Annotated in this window: 11 protein-coding genes and 4 pseudogenes; 10 read left to right on the forward strand and 5 right to left on the reverse strand. The window is 53.6% G+C overall.

Annotated features, from left to right (window positions below; all coding sequences use genetic code 11):
* Positions 1 to 87: 87 nt before the first annotated feature.
* The 4 genes from AC1Z1G_RS19630 to AC1Z1G_RS19645 all read left to right on the forward strand — a co-directional run bounded on the left by AC1Z1G_RS19630 (position 88) and on the right by AC1Z1G_RS19645 (position 8,735).
* Complete coding sequence (locus AC1Z1G_RS19630) at positions 88 to 2,985, forward strand: type VI secretion system Vgr family protein (RefSeq protein ID WP_483627925.1); 2,898 nt, start codon at positions 88 to 90, stop codon at positions 2,983 to 2,985.
* A complete protein-coding gene (locus AC1Z1G_RS19635) occupies positions 2,982 to 7,700 on the forward strand; it encodes an RHS repeat-associated core domain-containing protein (protein WP_483621931.1) in 4,719 nt (1,572 codons plus the stop codon). The genes AC1Z1G_RS19630 and AC1Z1G_RS19635 overlap by 4 nt, the downstream gene beginning before the upstream one ends.
* 13 nt (positions 7,701 to 7,713) lie before the next feature.
* Positions 7,714 to 8,232: a hypothetical protein gene (locus AC1Z1G_RS19640; protein ID WP_483621933.1), complete on the forward strand. Its 519-nt coding sequence runs from the start codon at positions 7,714 to 7,716 to the stop codon at positions 8,230 to 8,232.
* A 239-nt stretch (positions 8,233 to 8,471) separates the two neighbouring features.
* Positions 8,472 to 8,735, forward strand: coding sequence for a PAAR domain-containing protein (locus AC1Z1G_RS19645; RefSeq protein ID WP_483621934.1), 264 nt, complete (start codon positions 8,472 to 8,474; stop codon positions 8,733 to 8,735).
* A 130-nt stretch (positions 8,736 to 8,865) separates the two neighbouring features.
* On the opposite strand, the pseudogene tssD reads toward AC1Z1G_RS19645, so the two are convergent.
* Positions 8,866 to 9,113, reverse strand: a pseudogene (tssD, locus tag AC1Z1G_RS19650) (type VI secretion system tube protein TssD); the annotation flags it as partial.
* A gap of 111 nt (positions 9,114 to 9,224) precedes the next feature.
* Positions 9,225 to 9,833 (reverse strand): annotated as a pseudogene (locus AC1Z1G_RS19655) (proline iminopeptidase-family hydrolase); the annotation flags it as partial.
* Between the two features lie 121 nt (positions 9,834 to 9,954).
* Between AC1Z1G_RS19655 and AC1Z1G_RS19660 the strand changes: the two are divergent.
* A pseudogene (locus AC1Z1G_RS19660) lies at positions 9,955 to 10,523 on the forward strand (tRNA (adenine(22)-N(1))-methyltransferase); the annotation flags it as partial.
* Between the two features lie 67 nt (positions 10,524 to 10,590).
* Here the strand turns inward: AC1Z1G_RS19660 and tssI are convergent.
* Positions 10,591 to 11,886, reverse strand: a complete 1,296-nt coding sequence (tssI, locus tag AC1Z1G_RS19665; RefSeq protein ID WP_483621936.1) for a type VI secretion system tip protein TssI/VgrG — start codon at positions 11,884 to 11,886, stop codon at positions 10,591 to 10,593.
* A 248-nt stretch (positions 11,887 to 12,134) separates the two neighbouring features.
* On the reverse strand, positions 12,135 to 13,238 hold the full coding sequence (locus AC1Z1G_RS19670; protein ID WP_483621938.1) for a polyamine ABC transporter substrate-binding protein: 1,104 nt from the start codon (positions 13,236 to 13,238) through the stop codon (positions 12,135 to 12,137).
* Between the two features lie 138 nt (positions 13,239 to 13,376).
* Between AC1Z1G_RS19670 and AC1Z1G_RS19675 the strand changes: the two genes are divergently transcribed.
* A complete protein-coding gene (locus AC1Z1G_RS19675) occupies positions 13,377 to 14,168 on the forward strand; it encodes a response regulator transcription factor (RefSeq protein WP_483621940.1) in 792 nt (263 codons plus the stop codon).
* Positions 14,169 to 14,291: 123 nt separating this feature from the next.
* Here the strand turns inward: AC1Z1G_RS19675 and argC are convergent.
* Positions 14,292 to 15,217, reverse strand: a pseudogene (gene argC, locus AC1Z1G_RS19680) (N-acetyl-gamma-glutamyl-phosphate reductase).
* A 1,015-nt stretch (positions 15,218 to 16,232) separates the two neighbouring features.
* On the opposite strand from argC, the gene AC1Z1G_RS19685 reads away from it, so the two are divergent.
* The 4 genes from AC1Z1G_RS19685 to AC1Z1G_RS19700 all read left to right on the forward strand — a co-directional run bounded on the left by AC1Z1G_RS19685 (position 16,233) and on the right by AC1Z1G_RS19700 (position 20,559).
* Complete coding sequence (locus AC1Z1G_RS19685; protein ID WP_483621942.1) at positions 16,233 to 16,487, forward strand: hypothetical protein; 255 nt, start codon at positions 16,233 to 16,235, stop codon at positions 16,485 to 16,487.
* A 112-nt stretch (positions 16,488 to 16,599) separates the two neighbouring features.
* Positions 16,600 to 17,166: a hypothetical protein gene (locus tag AC1Z1G_RS19690; RefSeq protein WP_483621944.1), complete on the forward strand. Its 567-nt coding sequence runs from the start codon at positions 16,600 to 16,602 to the stop codon at positions 17,164 to 17,166.
* Between the two features lie 547 nt (positions 17,167 to 17,713).
* Positions 17,714 to 19,612, forward strand: coding sequence for an HsdM family class I SAM-dependent methyltransferase (locus AC1Z1G_RS19695; RefSeq protein WP_483621946.1), 1,899 nt, complete (start codon positions 17,714 to 17,716; stop codon positions 19,610 to 19,612).
* On the forward strand, positions 19,609 to 20,559 hold the full coding sequence (locus AC1Z1G_RS19700; RefSeq protein ID WP_483621948.1) for a restriction endonuclease subunit S: 951 nt from the start codon (positions 19,609 to 19,611) through the stop codon (positions 20,557 to 20,559). The genes AC1Z1G_RS19695 and AC1Z1G_RS19700 overlap by 4 nt, the downstream gene beginning before the upstream one ends.
* Positions 20,560 to 20,654: the final 95 nt, after the last annotated feature.

The following is a 20,654-nucleotide window of genomic DNA, read 5'->3' on the forward strand; positions in this document are numbered from 1 at the left end:
CTGTTTGCGTCACTCAAAAATTCTTGCGTTCTTTGATACCCGACAGGGATGTCGATGGACGCCGCTGCACTGCACGAGGAACAAGGGATGTTCTCACCGGCCAACCAACCCCATTTCACATTGACCCTTGAGGGCGCGGACTTTCAGGTCCTGGCTTTCAAGGGCCGTGAAGCCCTGAACACACCGTTCGAATTTGAGCTGGAGTTGGTCAGCGAACGTTCCTCGCTGAACCTCGAAAGCCTGCTGCACAAACTGGCCTTCTTGCAGCTCTCGCAAAACGGCACCGGCATTCACGGGCTGGTCTACAGCATCGCCCAGGGCGAGGCCGGCAAGCGCCTGACCCGCTATCGGATTTCCCTGCGTCCACAACTGGCCTACCTGGCCCATCGCGTGAATCAGCGCATCTTCCAGCAGATGACCGCGCCACAGATCATGGCCCAGGTGCTGGAAGAGCACGGCATCCTCGCCAGCGACTACAAATTCCAGCTCAGCGCGGTGTACCCCGAGCGCATTTACTGCGTGCAGTACGACGAATCCGACCTGCATTTCATCCAGCGCCTGTGCGAAGAAGAAGGTATTCACTACCACTTCCAGCACAGCGCCAGCGGCCATCTGCTGGTGTTCGGTGACGATCAGACGGTGTTCCCGAAACTCGCGCCGGTGGCCTATCAGCAGGACACCGGGCTGGTCGCCGATGACCCGGTGATCAAGCGCTTCGGGTTGCGTTTGGCCACCCGCACCAGCCGCACCACGCGCCGCGATTACGACTTCACCAAGCCGCGCATCGAGCTGGAAAGCGACGCCAAGAGCAGCGCCAAACCGGACCTTGAGGACTACGACTACCCAGGGCGTTTTGTCGACCGCGAGCGCGGTAAACACCTGGCCAATCGGGCGCTGGAACGCCACCGCAGCGACTACCGCCTCGCCGAAGGCAACAGTGATCAGCCGTTGTTGGTCACCGGGCATTTCCTGGCCCTGACCGAGCACGCCAACCCGGCGTGGAACGACCTGTGGCTGCTGACCGAAATTCTCCACGAAGGCAAACAGCCGCAGGTGCTGGAAGAGGTGATCAGCAGCGACGTCACCGACCTCAAGGACGATTTCCATCAGGGCTATCGCAACAGCTTCAGCGCAATCCCGTGGGACGTGCCGTATCGCCCTCCCCTCGATCACCCGAAACCCAAAGTGCTCGGCACCCAGAGTGCAATCGTCACCGGCCCTGCTGGCGAAGAGATTTTCTGCGACCAATATGGCCGGGTGAAGGTGCAGTTCTTCTGGGACCGCGAGGGCGAGTTCGACGACAAGACCAGTTGCTGGATGCGCGTGGCGTCGAACTGGGCCAGCCAGAATTTCGGCTCGATCAACCTGCCGCGCATCGGCATGGAAGTGCTGATCAGCTTCCTTGAAGGTGACCCGGATCAGCCACTGATCACCGGGTGCCTGTACCACGGGGTGAACCTGCCGCCGTACAAGTTGCCGGACTTCAAGACCCTGGCCACGGTCAAGAGCAAGGAATACAAGGGCAGCCGCGCCAACGAGTTGCGCATCGACGACACCACCAGCGAAATCAGCATCGCGCTGCGCAGTGACCACGGTGCCAGCGCGATCAACCTCGGCTACCTGACCCACCCACGTCCGTCCGGTGGCCAGCCGCGTGGCGAAGGCTTTGAGCTGCGCACCGACCGCCATGGCGCGGTGCGTGCGGCGGCGGGATTGCTGATCACCACCGAGCCTCGTCACCACGAAAGCAAGCACCACAAGGACCTGCCGGAAACCGCCGAACGCCTGGCCACCGCCAGCGAGCAGCAGGACGGTTTCGCGATTCAGGCCCGCGAGGTGCAGGCCCAGGAACCCGGCGATCAGGACGACGTGGCCAAAGCGATGCATGCCCAGCACCTGGGCATTCTGGGCACCGGGCCGGGCGACCTGAGCACCAACGAATTCCCCGAGTTCGTCGAACCGCACCTGGTGCTCGCCAGCCCGGCCGGCATCGCGTTGACCACCCCGCGCTCGACCCATATCGCCACCGGCGAACACCTGGCGTTGAGCAGCACCGGCCACACCAGCCTGGCCATCGGCAAACGCCTGCTGGCCAGCGCCAGCCAGGGCATGCGCCTGTTTGTGCAGAACCTGGGTTGGCGTTTGGTGGCGGCCTCCGGCGACATCGATCTTCGGGCGCTGAAGGACAGCATCAACCTGCTGGCCAAACTCAACATCACCGCCAACGCCGACCGCATCACCCTCACGGCAAAAACCGAACTGGTGATCCAGGGCGGCGGCAGCGCCACCACCTACAACGCCGGTGGCATCACCCACGCCACCACCGGGCCGTACACCGCCCACGCGGCGAACTTCGCCTACACCGGGGCGAAAAGCCTCGCGGGTGTGTTCCCCGAACCGCCGAAACCCGGCAAGGGCAATCTGGAACTGTTCAACCAGTACGCCGGACGGCAGGGCATCAAGGACGGTGATTTCGAAGTGATTGACGCCCTCGGCAAGAGCCTCAAGGGTACGCTCGACGCCAAAGGTTTTGCGACCGTCTCCGGCGCCGCGCCTGGCCCTGCACGGGTCATGTTCGGCAAGGACCCAGCGGACACCTGGAGTGTTGGCAGCTATGTCGGCAAGCCCGAGTGGCCTCGGCAACAACCCGGCGCGGAGAGTGTTCCGGCACAGGTGCAGGCCATGGTGACGAGCCTCCTGCCCAGCGGTAGCAGCGCCATGCTGGAAAACGGCAAGGACCTGATGCAAGGCGCACAAGGCGCGATGCAAACCGCACGGCAGGTCAAAGGGCTTGTGCAAGGCGGACTCGCTGGCATGCCACAACGAGCCAGTGCCTCCCTGCCGAGCGCCTCGTCGGTGTTGGGGGCTGCGAGCAAGATCGGTCAATTGCCAGGTTTACCCAGCGTGCAGAGCCTACCGCCTACGAGCCTTCCCAAGATTCCTCTTCAGACCCCGAGCCTGATGGCCGCTGAGATGCTTTCATGACCACTAGCAAAGCTGTTAAAAAACTACGTGAACCCCAAGTAGCGCCTACCCCCCTGAGCGAGGTCTACATCGAGGACGTGGGCCTGGGCGCCGAAAACTTCGATGCCTGGCTGCGAGAGATCAGCGACGACTGGGTCAACCTGGAGCGGATCAAAAACGTCGCGGGCGCCCTGCCTGCGGTGGGCAACGTCATTGCGCTGATGGATGCCCTGGGGGACATCGTCACGCTGGCCACCAGCGAAGAGCCAGACCCATTCGTCTGGGTCAGCCTGGGGATCAACCTGATCGGGGTTATCCCGCTTCCACCCACCATGGCCGCAGCGCGCATGAGCTTGCGACCGATGCTGTTTCTGGTGCGTCAGGAGGGCAAGAAAGCCCTGGGCGATGCCCTGATCAATATCCTGATCGGGCACTTGAACGCCGACATCGTCGGCGCCCTCGATGACTTTGTCGGGGCTAAGGCCAAGGCACAGCTCAAGGACCTGCTGGACGCCATCGGCAAGTACGGCGAAGCGATGGTGATCGACCTCGCCAAGGGTCTGGAGGCACTCGCGACCGGGACGATTGATACCCAGACCGACCTCGATTCCTTCGGGCGACATGCGGATGCGTTGCTGCATAACCCCAGTGAAATCATCGACAATTCCTATGGTGCCGCCTCAAGCATCCTCAAGCTCACTTACAAGAGCCTGGCCAACGTAGCGGCGGACGCCCTGTTACCGCCAAAGGTCAAAGCGAAAGTGCTGCGTAACACGCCCAAGTTACGGGCCCTGGCACCGCAGCTACGCCGCGAGCTGAACAAGCTGGCCGACCCACAAAACCCGGACTCCCTTGAGCGCCTGCGTCAGACCCTGGCGGACAGCGTGAAAGAATGGACGCTGCGCAACGAAAACGGTCAGGGTGCCAGTGTCAAACCCGATGCCATCAGCCAGGCCAAGCAGCTGGCGAGTGCCAATGCGCTGGAGGTGATCCGACGCCAAAAGCGCGGAAAAAAACGCCCCAAAGAACAGAAGAACGGCGTTTGCCCCGGGACCTGTAAAAGCATCAGTTTTGCCATGGGTTCGGAATCCATGGAACACACCGACTTCAGCCTGCCAGGACCGTTCCCGGTAGCGTGGACCCGCACCTATTGCTCTGCCTTGAGCGCCTACGACCAAGGCATCATGGGTGCTCGCTGGATCAGCGAGTTCACCACCCGCTTCGACTGCGTTGACGACGGCCTGGTGTTTCAGGATGCCGACGGCCGCAGCCATGACTATCCATTGCCCAAGGTCGGTTTGTTCCACTACGACCCGATCGAAAACTTCACCCTGGTGCGCGCCGGCGAACAGCAACTGGTGCTGTGCCGTGGTTTCGAACGCAAGGAAACCTACGTCCGTCACGGCCAGCGCTACCTGCTGAGCGGTATCGTGCTGCGCAATGGCGCGGGAATCATGTTGCACCACGAGCATCGGCATGACGACCTGCCGGTGCTGTCGGACCTGATCACCTATCAGGATGACGTGACCAAGGTGCACCTGCACCTGGGCACCCTGCTCGACGAGCACGGTCGCTTGATCGGCCTGTGGGAAATCCGTGACGGTGCACCCCAGCGGCAACTCTGCGCTTACCAGTACGACGCTGTCGGTGATCTGGTTCAGGCTCAGGATGAAAACGGCGCGGCCTGGAATTATCAGTACCAGCATCACCTGATCACCCGCTACTCCGACCGCACCGGCCGCGGGATGAATCTGCAATGGGAAGGCCTGGGCGCCGACGCCAAAGCCGTGCGCGAATGGGCTGACGATGGCAGCTTCGACACCCGCCTGGAGTGGGACGAAAACATCCGCCTGACCTACGTCACCGATGCCCATGGCTACGAAACCTGGCACTACTACGACCTCCTTGGCTACACCTATCGCATCCGGCATGCCGACGGTAGCTCTGAGTGGCTGTTCCGTGATCAGGCCAAGAATGTGGTGCGCCACGTTCACGCCGACGGCAGCACCGACCGCTTCAGCTACGATGACCGTGGCAATGTCCTGGAGCACATTCGCGCCGACCACACGGTGGTGCATTACGCCTACGACGACCAGAGCCAACTGATCAAAATCAGCGATGCCGAGGGCGGTCAGTGGCAACGCGCTTATGACGACCACGGCAATCTGGTGGAAGCCCTCGACCCGTTGGGCAACAAAACCGAATACGCCTACGACGCAGCGGGTCTACCAACGGCAATCAAGGACGCCAACGGCAACGAAAAGGCCCTTGAATACAACGACGCCGGCCAGTTGGTGAAGTACGCCGACTGTTCGGGCAAGACCAGCGCCTGGGAGTACGACGATCGCGGGCAGATGATCTGCTTCACCGATGCCACGGGACAGAGCACCGAGTACCAGTACAAGGCCGGTCACCTGGTGCTGATCAAACACCCGGACAAAACCGAGGACCGCTTCGAGCGAGATGCCGAGGGGCGTTTGTTGGTGCATGTCGATGCGCTGGATCGTTGCACTACCTGGAGCTATACCGTCGCCGGCCAGATCGCCGAGCGGGTCGATGCCGCCGAACAAACCCTGCGCTACCGCTGGGACCGCCTCGGCCGCTTGCAGACCCTGGAAAACGAAAACGAGCGGCGCGCGCACTTCCACTACGACCCGATGGGCCGACTGTTGGAAGAAACCGGTTTCGATGGCCACACCACACGCTACCAGTACGATCAGAACACCGGTCGCTTGCACAGCACCGTCAATGGCGAGCGCAGCATCGCGGTCAAGTTTGACCCACTGGGCCGCCTGACCGAGCGTCAGGCCAGCCTGGGTCAGCAGACGCAACGGGAAACCTTCGCCTACGATGGCAATGGCAACCTGGTGATGGCCTGCAACGATCAGAGTCGCTTGCAGTGGTTTCACGACCCGGCAGGCAATCTGGTGCGTGAACACCAGCACTACCTGGGCCTGGAAAAACCCCAGGTCGCGGTCTGGCAGCACGAGTACGACGTGCTTAACCAGCGTATCGCCACCGTGCGCCCGGACGGCCATCGCGTCAGTTGGCTGACCTACGGCAGCGGGCACTTGCTGGGCATGCGCCTGGATGAGCATGAACTGATCGGTTTTGAACGCGATGACCTGCACCGGGAAGTCGTCCGCCATCAAGGCAACCGCCTGCTGCAAACGCAAAAGTGGGACCCGGCCGGACGCCTGCAAGAACAGTTGCTGGCCCGTGGTGACGACAAGTCCACCCTGCTCAAACGCAACTACACCTACGATGCCGCCGGGCAACTGACCGACATCAATGACAGCCGTCGCGGCCCCCTCGCCTATCGCTACGACCCGGTCGGCCGCCTGCTCAGCGCCACCACTCGCCAGGGCGTGGAAACCTTCGCCTTCGACCCGGCCGGCAACCTGCTGGACGAGAAAGTCCTGCAAATCCGCCGACCACTGGATCAAGACCAGCCGCGCAGCAAACTGCTGGATAACCTGCTGCGCGAATACACCGGCACCCATTACGAATACGACGAGCGCGGCAACCAGATTCAGCGCTTGCACAACGGCAGTTACAGCCGGATGCAATGGGACCTGTTCGACCGACTGGTGCGTTTCGAAGATGCTCGCCTGGCCGTCGACTATGCCTACGACGCCCTCGGCCGACGCCTGCACAAAAACTCCAGCGTCCATTACAAACAACGCCCCGAGGCCGGCTCCCAATGGAACCGCAACGAACATGCGCGCAAACAACGCGAACTGGGTTGCGGCTTCACTCTGTATGGCTGGGACGGTGACCAACTGGCGTGGGAAAGTAGCCCGGCGCAGCACGAAAGCGGCACTGGCCGCACGGTGCACTACATCTTTGAACCGGGCAGCTTCGTGCCGGTGGCGCAGGCGCTGCGGCATCAACCGATTCACCTGACTGGCCAACCGGATTACAGCGGCAGCTACAATCTGGATGACGATCCATTGTGGAATCACAAGCCGACGGTACTGCCCTTTGAGGCGCTGGCCTGGTATCAGTGCGATCACCTTGGCACGCCGCAGGAACTGACCGACCCACACGGCCACACCGCCTGGAGCGCGCAGTACAAAGCGTGGGGTGAAGTACGTGAGCAGCGCTCGGAATGGGCACAACAGCAAGGACTGACGAACCCGATCCGGTTCCAGGGCCAGTACCACGACCATGAGACGGGGCTGCATTACAACCGCTACCGTTACTATGATCCAAGTGTTGGCCGGTTTGTCAGTAAAGACCCGATTGGTTATGCGGGTGGAGTGAATATTTATCAGTACAGCAACAACCCTGTCGGCTGGACAGACCCGCTAGGCCTCAGTCCGCGATGCCGATATGACTCTAATATGAACCCATTAGAAAAAATGGCGCACAGCATACATGGCGAATCCCTGAAACCTGGTGGTTCACCCAGATCGTTCAATAGCGAAACAATTGCTGTAGCTGTTCTTGCCAGTCCCGATGGAAAGACTCAGACAGTGGCTGCGTCTAGTCGGGGGCGAATGTCAGGAGCACAGAAAGGGAGAGCAAATATCCTGGGTGTTGCGCCTATTAGTGTACCAAACGTCTCAGGACCGGAAGGCCATGCCGAGGTAAACATCATCAATAGGTATGCGGAGGAAAATAATATGAAGGTGATTGATATTGCTGCAAGTCGCCCTATATGCTGCTCCTGTGAGGGATCTATTCTCCGCCATGGCGCAAACCCTGTATCGCCTCTCAAACGCAAAAAGTGAATAAGGATCCACAATGAACAAGCTAGAAAAAGTGTCTTTATTTGTACTGCTAAGGGCGTTTGATAGATTTGGAAACATGCTCAATACGATGAATATTGGCGTACCAAAAGAAGCAATTTCATTCATAAGTAAATTATGGGATTCTCTTGCTACAGACAATTCAAAATTAAGCACAAGAGCAATAAACCGAGTAATAAGCTCTGCCGTAGTTGATGAACAAGACGCTAACGATGATGAGGTGGTTAGAAACTTGTATTTTTACGCGCTTTCAGATCTTCTTGTATTCTTCACTGAAGGAACTTCGGATAGCTTGGGTGCGGCAGAAAGCTCCATCATTGATGCCTACAATTATATCGCTGGTCAAAAGTACCTGCTTGAAAAAAAGGGAGGCAAGGCTGTCATCTTGAGTGATGAGGAAGAGGAGGAAATAATGAAAGATCCAATATGTAGCGATGAGATCTATTCATTGCGATCGGATAGGGCCTTTGCAGAAGGCATCGTTGATTGGGGGAGAGTTCTAGAGTTTCGTTGAAGTAATAATTCTTGAGCAATCAATCGAGACTATTATAAAAATACAAGAATCTCTGATAACAACCTCGTATTGACCTCTCAAAAATTAGCGTTATTTGACAATAAAATACGTCCACCCGAATTGGACTAGGCACAAGTTCGCTGCCTGAGTCGGGGACATTCGACAATGCGGATGATTTCAGAAAGTCCGCATTTCGTAGTGGATATTGCTTAGGCAACTACTGGCAAAGGAATGGCTTAGTGAAAGACATCATCCGCTTGGGCGACTCCACCACTCACGGTGGAGTCGTACTAGAAGCCTTCCCTCAAACCGACCTCAACGGCAAACCCATTGCTGGCGTCGGACACAAAGTCAGTTGCCCACTGTGCAAAGGCGTCTTCCCAATAGCTGAAGGTAGCAGTACTTACACAGTGGGCGGAATTGCTGTCGCACTGGACGGTATGAAAACCGCCTGTGGTGCAAGTTTGATCGCAAGTGGCCCAAAGGGAGCAGTGATCAGTTGAGCCCTCCCTCAATGGCAACCTAAAAGTGGGCCAGTCCCACTACAAATTGAGCTTCCCAATGAAGCGATACTGCCGCTAGGCCAGCAAAAACCACCTTGGATCTGGGAATAAATACAGCTGAGGAGTGCTACCACTGGAGAAAGATTTCGGTCAGTCGCTCTCCGAACGTCAGGGCCGTCGACAACTGTGGCGAGGAAAACTCCTTGGTAATTTTGACTGGTTTGCGAACGCGCTGGCCGGTGAATTGGCCAGGCTGTGGGTCATGCGGGATGATCACCTCGTAGCAGAAGCTCTAAACCATGACTTGGTCTTCGTGACCTTCCTGGTAGGTGCCCCTTGTTGGGTGCCAGTGAGGGGCATACACGCTAACGTAGCCATGGAGGCTCTCCTTGTTAAAGAAACAGAGCCGGCAAACACAATTGCCTACCAGGTGCCAACGGAGCCCCCAAAACCCATACCAGCCAAAAAATAGGCACTACCCATCACCCACTACAAGCACTCATCCAAAAACCTCACAACCGTCCCTATGCAGCCGACCCGCTCCTCGACATGAGGCATATGGCTGGAGTACTCGAACAATGTCCAACGAGCATTCGGGATTTGCTCTACATAGGGTTTGACCACCGTCGGTGTTGCTTCATCGTAGCGACCTGAGATCACCAGCGTCGGCACGTTGATGTGCTGCAAGCGGTCGACAATGGTCCAGTTTTCCAGGCTGCCTATCACATGAAACTCCGTGGGCCCGCTCATAGCATGGTAAACGGTGGGGTCGGCATCGACCTGGGCAAAAGTACGCGCAACTTCCTCTGGCCAGGGACTGATACGACACACATGGTTATCGTAAAAGCCCCTCGTCGCTTCCTGATAGGCGGCCGCTTGAAAGGCCCCTACCTGCTCGTGCTCAAGCAGTGTTTTATGCACACCCGCAGGCAGCAATTTACGTAACCGGTTGGCCTCCTGAACCCAGACGCGCATATCCGAAGGGGCATTGGCGACGATCAAGGCCCGTAGCCCCGCAGGTTGCCGTACCGCGTGTTCACTCGCGAGCATACCGCCCCAGGATTGCCCCAGGAGCGCGTAATTCTCGCCAATGCCCAGACCAATTTCCTCGATTCATTTGAACGTCCACTTCTGGCCGATAGCGACGAAGCACCTGGACGATCCTGTCAAAGGTGCCGGACATCGGTGCTGAAAAGGGGCAGCAGTTACACCATCAGACATTGTGGCCTTGGTGGCCCGAGAGGTGGCATTGACGCCGTTTAGCTCGGCCGAACGCACCGTGCGCGAGAGCGGCCTGGCCCAGTGGATCACCGTGCGCCTGGCCAATGGCCTGGCGGAAATCGAGCTTGGGGATGGAATCACGGCGATCAGCATCTGCGGCATGGGCGGCGAGACGATCCGCGACATTTTCGACAGCGGCAAGGCATATCTGAGCGGCCAGGAGCGCCTGATCCTTCAACCCAACGGCGGCGAGCAGCCACTGCGCAAATGGCTGATGGAAAATGGTTACTGCATCCTCTGCGGAGAAGTGCTGCGGGAAAACCGCTTCGACTACGAAATCATCGTCGCCGAGCGCATCGGGCCGGTGATATACACGGCCGAGGAGCTGTATTCCGGTCCGCTGCAGATTCGGGCACGCAGCTCGGCATTCCTGATCAAGTGGCAGCGCCTGTTGCGCGAGAAGCAGCGGACCCTGACCAACTTCGCCAAGGCGCGGCAGACCGTGCCTTGGCGAAGGTGCAGGACGTCGCCCGGCAGGCCCGGTGGATCACCGACCTGCTGGCTTGAGCCCTTGACTAAGTTATTGCATGGGTAAATTTCAACCTGACTGTTGCTGCTCTTATAGGGGTTGCGGTTAGCGGCAGCACAGGCAACCGCTGATCAGCGGTTGATCGGGGTCGCTTTCGAGAAATGTAACCATGACTTTCATACCCATTCGGGGGGGCGTAATTTCACAACTCCAATTGGAGGTCCCCCTCAGCCAACAACAACTCTTGTCGTCAAATCTACCTTCGCGGTCCCAGGGGAACTTGACCTTGACCCTTCCGAGGCGCCTATCACCCTGGATCTCCTCCTCTTCCAGAGCGATGACCACAGCTGCGTGGTTGCTTGGTACCTGAGGCTTCTTGTGAGCCAAAGGCGGACGGTAGGACACGTCCCACGGAAGAACGATAAAGCGGTTGCGGTAACCCTCATGAAAGTCATCTTCGTTGTCTGTGTTGCCACGGGCGACGTTCTCGCTCAATACCTGTGGTTGCTTGCCTTCGTGAATGACGTGAGTCAGTAACCATAGGTCGTTCCATTCCTGGCGCGGGTGGCCAGAGATCTCCAGAACATGGCCACTGACGAACCGGGTCTGGTCACCTTGCCCTTCAGCTTTCCGATAAGCCGCGTGGCGGCGCTCCATAGCACGCAGACTTATCTGCTTGCCGTGCTCATGACTTGTGAAAAGCTTCAGCTTGTCATCGTTTTCCATGTGTGGCTGTTGCTCGTTTCTCCCCAAACGTAGGTTGAAGAGCTTGATCAGTGGCTCGTTGGCCACTCTATCGCTCTCTTGTCCATAAGCAGTAGGTTGCCCAATCCTGGGAAAAGCCGCCTGGTCATCGCCAAAGACCAGTACGTGGCCTTGAGCGCTGTGTTGGAAGTGGAAGTGGATACCTTCTTCTTCGCACAAGCGCTGAATAAAGTGCAAATCCGTTTCATCGTACTGGGTACAGTAGTCACGCTCGGGGTAGGTCGACCCCAGATGAAGCCGATAAGCGTCACCCACAATCCCGTGTTCTTCCAGTATCAAGGCGACTATTTTCGGCACTGAGAACTGTTGATAGATCCTCTGGTTGATGCGGTGGCGCAAGTAGGATAGGTGCGGTACGAGGGCCAGGTTATAGCGCATCAAGCGCTGATCATTGCCGCTTTGGGCTATGTGATAGACCCGTCCATGGATGCCGTTGCCCTTCGTGTCGAAGGTCAGAAAAGCCTCAACGTCGAAGAGGCTTTCGAGATCCAGGTCAGACCGCTCGCTAACAAGCTCCACGTTGAAGAGGTAAGGCCTGCTGATCGCCTCATCTCCGGTGAATGCGAGTACTTGAAAATCGTGCGCAAAACCGTCGATGGTCAAACTGAAAGGCGTGTGATGGGCTGGGCTGAACATCCACTTTTCTCTTCTTGCATAAGGTGTTGAATCGGCGTTGTCGCAGATGGCAATATTAGGAAACCGTTTAAGTCCAGCTTAAGGCAAGAGCCTACACCAGGCACTAACCCACTGGTTTAGCGCCCCCCCTATATATCGGCGTTTGCTTCTTACTTTCCGGACATAAATAGCCTCAATCTGCTGCTCACAGCACGTCCGCGTATAAAATATAGATATGCATAGAGCAACAGGCGACAAATCAAATCAGATTACACACCACTCTTTACTTTGGTCCAAATCCGTGTGCGGATTCGCTCCAGCTTCAATGGCAGTGGCTCAAGTGGGATAAGTGTGGCAATAGTCTTTTTGTCTGGATAAATCCAGGGGTTGTCTCGCAACTTCTGTTCGACAAACTCAGAGGCATCTTTATTGGCGTTAGGATAGAGAGTGTGGTTTGATGTCTTGGCAATAATTTCTGGTCGCAACATATAATTAATAAACGCCATACCTTCCTTTGGGTGGGGAGCGTCTTTTAGAAGAACCAGATTTTCCGACCAGACCAGCGCTCCTTCGCGAGGAAGGCTGTAGGTAATCTTGCGTCCGGTGTTGGTTTTCTCGTTTATGGACTGCGCAGCAAGGGCACCATTAGCCCATCCCACTACTGCACAAATATTACCGTTAGCCAGGTCAGCGTCAATTCGTGAAGAGTCGAAATAGAGGATGTAGGGACGGATTTTTAACAGTAGGGCTTGAGCTTTCTGGTAATCATCCGGGTTCCTGCTGTTGCTGGGGAGCCCAAGGTAATTCAAAGCAATCGAAATGATCTCACTTGGAGAGTCAAGCATTGCCACACCACACGACTGGAGTTTGCTGATGTTTTCTTCTTTGAAGATCAAGTCCCAGCTATTCACCGGAGCATTATCACCCAATGCCCCTTTGACTTTGTCAACGTCATAGCCAATGCCGGTAGTGCCCCATAAATAGGGCACAGCGTAGCGATTACCAGGATCATTGACCGCGACCTGGGACAAGATATCAGTATCGATATGTGACAAATTACTCAGTTGATTACGATCCAACGGCTGAAGTACTCCCGCCTGGATCAGGCTTGGCAACACATTGGAGGTGGCCACAACCACGTCATACCCCGTGCGCCCAGCCATTACCTTGCTCTGCATGATTTCGGCGCTGTCGAAAGCATCCATATGCACTGTGGTACCGGTTGCCTGCTCAAACTCCTTTGGGGTCTCCGGTGCGAGAAGCCCGAACCAGTTATACAGATACACCCCAGGCTCTACAGCTACCACTGATGTGCTCATCCCTGCACAGAGAAGCGAGGCCGAAAAAATGATTCGCAAACGTGACTTTCTCATGCAACATCCTTGTCAAGACGATGTGCCCTCATGGCCATCGTAAGTCCTGTTAGCGAATATACCGGGCGTTACCGAATAGTAAATACCTACGAATACTTACCTCTGACCTACGAATCCCTAACCCTAAAGGGGTAGAAAATGCCGTTCGACCTTCATAGCCTGGCTTGGCACCGATCGATTGGGAAGCTGATCATGCAGTTGAACCGTCCAGAATTCTGGACTTCACTTGTTCGTATATTAAATGAATACGTGAAAATCGATAATTGGGTTGTATTGATTTTTAGTAATCAACAAGTGCAAGTTGTTAGTCTTCCTGATGTCGCAGATGTAGAAGAGGTAGATGCACTCACTCATCGCTATGTGAAGGGGCTTTACCTGCTGGATCCATTTTATATAGCTAATCGAGAAAACCCTCAGAGCGGTTTCTTTCATTTGCTGGATATTGCGCCGGAATACTTTATTGAAACTGAGTATTATCATCAATATTTTGCACAATACATCTCTGTCGATGAGGCTCAGTACAATGTTCAGCTCGACTCTGATAGAGCGTTATGCATTTCCGTTGGTAGCAAAGTCCGTTTTAATCAAGAGCAAATAACAATGCTTGATATTATCAAGCCGTGGGTGATTGCATTAATGCATCAGCGCATGTGCTTTGAAGTTGATGTAGAGAAAGATCTTACTGAGCCTCCTCTATGGCCAGAAACGATTACTCAACTTGGCACGCAAATAACAGCGCGCGAAAGTGATGTACTCAGATTGTTGCTTAGTGGCTTCTCTAACAAAGAGATAGCCGGAAAGCTTTCCCTCTCGGTGGAAACGATAAAGGTTCATCGTCGCAATATTTATGCCAAGTTAAACATTAAGTCGCAATCCGAGCTGTTTGCTCGATTTTTTATGCCCAAACAAGATATTTTCTCTAAAAGTTGAAGTTGGTGTTTCAGTGTGGATATTACAGTTAATTTGGTTCACGGCTTGATGTACGACTCCGGCCTGACCTCTAATCCTAGCTCGGGATGAGGGCAATACGCTAATTTGCGCGGGTAATCGGAGTCATGTTCCTGCAAGCATAAAATCCAGATTCTGCATTGCTGCTCCAGATGCTCCCTTCCCAAGATTGTCAAACACCGCAGCCAACAGAACCTGCCCCGTCTCATCATTCTCAAACACTGACAGTCGCAAATCATCAGTTCAGTTAAGTGCTTGAGGATCAAGTTACGTCAACCCTTTAGCCTCCTGCATCGACATCACCTGTACATGGCTCGCATCGACGTAGTGCCGCATCAGACACGCATGTAACTGCACCGCACTCACACTTGGTGCCAACAACCGGGTTTGCAAGGGGATGGTCAGTACGATCCCCTGCCGAAAAGCACCATAGGACGGCACAAACATCGGCCGCTCCGTCAGACCGCTTTGCTGCTGAATCTCCGGAATATGTTTGTGTGCCAGCTCCAGCCCATAGACCTGAAACGACGACTACCGTGCTGCGCCTTCTCCCTTATGCTCCTCCACCCCGACACGTCCCTTCCCGGAGTAACCCGACACGGCATGAATGTTCATCGGGTAATCCCGGGGCAGTAATCCGGCCTCTATTAATGGGTGCAGCAACCCTATCGTCCCCGTTGGATTGCACCGGGATTGGTGACCCGTCGCGCAGCGGCGATGCGTTGGCTCTGCTGAGGATTCATCTCCGCGAAACCATAGGTCCAGTCAGGATGGGTGCGGTGCGCCGAACTCGCATCAATCAGCCGAACGCCGGAGTTTTCGATGGTCGCTACAGCGTCGCGCGCGGCTTGGTCGGGCAAACAGAGAGTCGCGATGTCGCAGTTATTGATGGCTTCGGCACGACGTTGCGGATTCTTGCGATATTCGGGGTTGAGTGTGATAAGCCGCAGATCGCTCCGGTCGCGTACCCGAGGCAGGAGCCGTATGCAGTAGTTCCGCACGTACGGATCTGTGCGGGGGGCGGCAGGCAAGTGCCGTTCCTACCGCGACCGATTCAGGGAGATGGGCCTCGGATCGTGAGCACTCGCTTACCAAAGTTTACCCTTCTCCCACCTGACGTCTGAAAAATGGCCATTTCCGCCTCGTTTTTTGATTTTGCTCATGCCCGCTTGATTGATGTTCACACCTGAGAAGTTTTGGCACTACCGTGCAATGCCACAGAACAGCAGGAAGCAGCACAGGCTGGACGTTACAGTCATTTTTATCGAACTGCGTGATGACTGGGGGAACATCCGAAGCGAACGGTTCCGAAAACGAAAAACCCAGCTATCGATAGTTTTCACAACTGCCCCCCTTTCAAACCGGGCGTCTCCCGCACCTGATCAATTAACCGACACCCCACAACGCAGTGCAACGTCGTTTCACTTTCTTGCAAACCTTTGCACTCCGTGCAAATTCGAAAATGCCAACAGTTCCCCCTGCTGGCCTGAGCGGAACTATCTTTTGCATCACCCTCCGCGTTGCAAAAAAAAGAAACACATAGCCCGTCGGCGGGAGGGGGATAAGTGCTTTTTCATGCTGTTTTTTTTTCATGGCTGGATTTTTTGCGGCAGATGCGAAATTGCACTCCACTTGACCACCCGCTTGCACTCGACCCAACCCGCAATTCACATTGCGACTAGACAACGATTGCATCGGAATTGACTACCACGCTTCGTAGTCATGACCGGCAGAAACCGGCCAATAACAGCCAGTCATGAAGGTTCGCAATCGGCAGATTCTGTTGAAAAAGTCGGCAATGGTTTCCACGGCGGAAAAGTACGTGCTTGAGATTGAAATCTTTACTTCAAGCAGAGGACTCGGGGCTCAGATTTTGCGTAGCAGCGCGCAAAAAAGGCGTTTTCAGCGGTCAGTATACGGGCGTTCTGGAAGGACCGACTTTTTCAACAGAATCGGCAAAAACCGGACATTCAATTTAATGCGCCTAGTATTGCCAGTTTGGGCTTTGTTGGATCCTACCAGCGCTCACCATCAATTGAGATTCAAATGGACAGCAGACCGGAGTTGGAAATCGAGAACGCCGCCTATAACGAGTTTCTTGACCTTTGGAACCAAGGAACGTTCGAGAAGCAGCGCCTTGGCCAAGCCTTTTATAACTATTTCCATCTACATCGCCTCAGCGACCAAGCGCTCTTGTTCCATCTACATCGCCTCAGCGACCAAGCGCTCTTGTTTGGTCTCTATGAGGCTGACGGTGAGAAAGCCTTGGTCGCGATTTCACGTCTTTTTCAGATCAGGTAACCGCCAATGTTCACCGACCATTGGCCGGTGAAATTATTGCCATGGGTTGAAAGTGGGCGCTCACATCACCTGTGCTAACGTGCAGCGAAATTTTCAGGTTCGTTCGACCAACATGAATACTTCATACCTCGATCCACTGCGCCAGACTATCGGCCAGCTTCCCATCTCCCCACCACCATCCCCCTGGGAAATCGCTGCTCATTTTGCCGTGGGAAGCCTTCTGGAAGTTGGTTTCGACCGCGACTCCGAACTGTTACTGGTGACCTCAAGCGCAGGACGTAGCGTTATCGATTGCCTGACAGGTCAGAAGATCGCAAGAGACTATACGGGGGATGTAGAAAGTAACCAGTACCTGGAGGCTGAAGGTATCGGACCACTGGCGGGCAGAGCTATCTCCATGGCCGGTATCAATGGCGGTAGCCTGCCTGTGGGTGCTTTTGACGGTTGGGTGGTCGAGAACGTCCCCTTGAATTGGCCCTGCCATCATTTACTTTTGATCGAGCCGGGTTCATGGCTGCATGGCGCCCGATATAAACAGGCGAGTACCTTTCACAAGCTGGCTATCGAGATCGAGCTGAGAGCTTTTGGGTTCTCCTATACTGGCCGAACCTTGGTTATAGCTACATCGAGCAGCCTGATCGTTTACAGGCGTAGAACAGCACTAAAGGCAACTCTGTAAGCTCAATATCCGTACATGAACGTCTCCCCATTGTTTCGGGTCGGAAACCTCCCCCGCGACAGACGGCTCTCGGCCAAAAGCGGACCATTGAAAATCGACTACGACCGGACAAGCGAGCAGCACTGCAGTGGATTTCGTAATGACAGCCCCTTTCAAAAGCGCTCCTGCATCAAACTGCCACGCGATGGCTGTACGCGGAGCAAGGTGCGAGAGGAGCGCTTGCCCAAACTCTTCTTCGAAACCTAAGCCCCAGCTCCTAGCTTAACGGAGTTGTCGTAGTGCTATCCCGATTCACGTGAGACATCTTGTGCGTCTGCTTCCTTTAGGCAAGGATGCATCATTGCAAGACCGAAGGTAGGGGGGCATGCTAATATTGCCGATTTTGTTCCCGTTGCTAGGTAGCCTTGGAGATGTTGGATTAGCTAAAGTAAAAAGACGCTTTTGCATCTTGCATATGCCAGGAATATTAGATAAAGCATATTATTCTATCTAGCGACTAAAGAATTTTGAAATATTTCATCGATATTTATTTTGTTATTGAGCCAATATGAACGAGAGAATCACAGAGAACTTAGTTAGAGATACGCTCAGAAGTCTCGGCTACTTCGATAATGAAGATATAGTAATTGAAGAGCAAAAAAGCCAAAATACAAAGATACAAAGTCTGCTTAGAAGCGCGAGTAAAACAGGAAAGGGTGGCGTAGGTGCTCCGGAATTCATAATAAAATCAAAAAAAATACAAGACTTTGTAATAATTTTTGAATGCAAGGCCGATAACAAGAAACACGCTAGTGAAAACTTGGACTGCCCAAAAGACTTTGCTGCTGATGGTGCCCTCCATTATGCTAGTTATCTTGCAAAAGAATTCAACGTCATCGCAATAGGCTGTAGCGGACAGACAAAAAGCAATTTGCGCATTTCAACATATTTACAACCTAGAAGTGTTGCCGGTGTAATTCCTGACTACAAGCCTTTAAATAATAAAGGCGGCACCCAGATCGACAAGATAATAGGGTTCGAAAATCTAATCGAACATGCAACCTATGATCCTGAGGTTGAAAAGGGAAGACTTTCGGACTTAATGTCTTTTTCGAAAGATCTTCATAATTACATGCGCGACTACGCAAAGCTCAGTGAAAGCGAAAAGCCACTTCTAGTAAGTGGTGTTTTAATTGCTTTGAGTAATTTTGTTTTCTCAAAAGTATTTTCTATATACACGCCGGATGAACTTCCTGAGAAACTTTGCGATGCTATCGAGGAGGAAATCAAAAAATCTGATATACCTCACGCAAAAAAACAAAACATGATACAGCCATACTCATTTCTGCGTGTTCATCCAGAGTTGAGTCGAGCGGATAAGTTAACGGGAGAAAGTCCGCTTTATAATTTGATTGATAAAATAAACATACATGCTTGGCCGTTCATAAGTGTTTACCATGATTACGATATCATTGGTCAATTTTATGGCGAGTTTCTTCGGTACACGGGCGGCGATAAAAAAGCACTTGGAATCGTCCTAACTCCTCGTCATATTACAGATCTGTTTTCGCGAATTGCAAACGTGCAAAAGGACAGCACGGTTTTTGACCCTTGCTGTGGTACCGGGGGATTCCTTGTTTCCGCAATGCATCAGATGTTTAAGAAATGCATAACCGATGAAGAGAAAGCGAGAGTAAAACAATATGGGTTGATTGGTGTAGAGCAGCAACCAAATATGTATGCGCTTGCAGCAAGCAATATGATTCTTCGCGGCGATGGAAAGGCTAATCTGCACCAGGGAAGCTGTTTCGATGATGCAATAACCAAGGAGATCAATTCCCGTCAGCCTGATGTTGGAATGATAAATCCACCATATGCTCAGAAGGGAAAAGGCCTTCATGAACTTGCCTTTGTCGAGCATATGCTGGATTGTTTGAAAGTTGGAGGCACAGGAATCGCCATTGTTCCAATGTCCTGTGTGATAACCCCGCATGAAACAAAGCATAGCCTATTGTCGAAGCATTGCCTTGAAGCTGTTATGTCGATGCCCGACGAGCTTTTCACTCCGGTAGGAACCATCACATGCATTATGGTATTTACTGCTCACAAGCCACATGCGACTGAAAGCAGAAAAACCTGGTTTGGGTACTGGAAGGATGATGGGTTTGAGAAAACCAAACAACACGGACGTACAGACTTCTCTGGCCGCTGGGAAGAGATTAGAGAAAAATGGCTTAACTCCTATAAGAATAGAGAAGACATACCGGGGTTGTGCGTCAAGAAGCAGGTCACTGCTGATGACGAGTGGTGCGCCGAAGCTTATATGGAAACAGATTACTCCGGTGTGTTGAAGGCGGACTTCGAGGAGGCTGTAAAGAAATTTCTGGTGTTCAATATCTTGCGAGATGAGGAAATTGTAGAGGTCGATGAATCTCGGCTTGAGGATGACTCGGAGGAACTAGAGTGAAGCTCGTAAGCGTTGCAGATCTGTTTGAAGTTAGATACGGATCTAATCTTGAGCTAAACAAACAAGCTGTTGATCCCGATGGTGTACCTTTTGTATCACGAACGGCAAAGAACAACGGAGTGTCTGCAAAAATCTCCTTAGTTGAGGGCTTGAATCCTCTTCCTGCGGGGTCGATTACAGTCGCGTGCGGAGGTTCCGTTATGGAGTCTTTTTTGCAGTCGGAGCCTTTTTATAGTGGCCGAGATTTATATTACCTAACTGCAAAAGTCGACATGTCCAGTCAGGAGAAGATTTTCTACTGCGCCTGCTTGCGCGCAAACAAATACAGATATAATTACGGTCGCCAGGCCAATAGAACGCTGTCGGAAATAAAAATCCCTGCTTTGGAGTCGGTTCCTGAATGGGTGAAACATGCCAATATTGCTGCCGCTGATAATATTTCAAAAAAGTTAATTGATGATGTCATCGAACTGGATTTGAGTGCTCTCAAACCTTTCAAATACGAGCAGATATTCGAAATTGATAGGGGGCGTGGACCGAGAAAAAAAGAGCTGAATGGCGTAGGGGAATATCCTTTTGTGAGCGCTTCAGAATTTAATAACGGAGTCACAAGTAAAACTGATCATGCGCCAATGCACCAAGCGGGAGTAATTTCAGTAGTTCGTAACGGGAATAGCGTAGCTAATGCGTTTTATCAAGATAAGCCATTTTGCTCGACTGAAGATGTGCATATATTTACGCCGAAATTCAACATGAACAAATATATTGCGCTATTTCTATGTGCCCTTATAAAGAAGGAGCGATACCGCTATAGTTACGGGCGGAAATGGGGAATAGCGAGGATGAAAGAATCCTTGATATATTTGCCAGTCGATAATCATGGTGCGCCAGATTGGCTATTCATGGAGCGATTCATTAAGTCATTACCATTTAGCGCTTCAATTTAGCTTTATACAATAATGCCGTTGATTTATAGCTTTATGACGGCGGCATAGATGCGTTACACCGCCAGGCCAGGGCTTTACCCATCGGGGGGGGGGGG

This window comes from Pseudomonas sp. JL27(2026), assembly GCF_056933555.1.

Excerpts from the sequence above, each read along its gene's own strand:
- AC1Z1G_RS19630 (WP_483627925.1), top strand. The coding sequence starts at position 88 with ATGTTCTCACCGGCCAACCAACCCCATTTCACATTGACCCTTGAGGGC.
- AC1Z1G_RS19695 (WP_483621946.1), top strand. The coding sequence starts at position 17,714 with ATGAACGAGAGAATCACAGAGAACTTAGTTAGAGATACGCTCAGAAGT.
- tssI (WP_483621936.1), bottom strand. The coding sequence starts at position 11,886 with ATGTTCAGCCCAGCCCATCACACGCCTTTCAGTTTGACCATCGACGGT.
- AC1Z1G_RS19675 (WP_483621940.1), top strand. The coding sequence starts at position 13,377 with ATGCCGTTCGACCTTCATAGCCTGGCTTGGCACCGATCGATTGGGAAG.
- AC1Z1G_RS19685 (WP_483621942.1), top strand. The coding sequence starts at position 16,233 with ATGGACAGCAGACCGGAGTTGGAAATCGAGAACGCCGCCTATAACGAG.
- AC1Z1G_RS19635 (WP_483621931.1), top strand. The coding sequence starts at position 2,982 with ATGACCACTAGCAAAGCTGTTAAAAAACTACGTGAACCCCAAGTAGCG.
- AC1Z1G_RS19670 (WP_483621938.1), bottom strand. The coding sequence starts at position 13,238 with ATGAGAAAGTCACGTTTGCGAATCATTTTTTCGGCCTCGCTTCTCTGT.
- AC1Z1G_RS19640 (WP_483621933.1), top strand. The coding sequence starts at position 7,714 with ATGAACAAGCTAGAAAAAGTGTCTTTATTTGTACTGCTAAGGGCGTTT.
- AC1Z1G_RS19690 (WP_483621944.1), top strand. The coding sequence starts at position 16,600 with ATGAATACTTCATACCTCGATCCACTGCGCCAGACTATCGGCCAGCTT.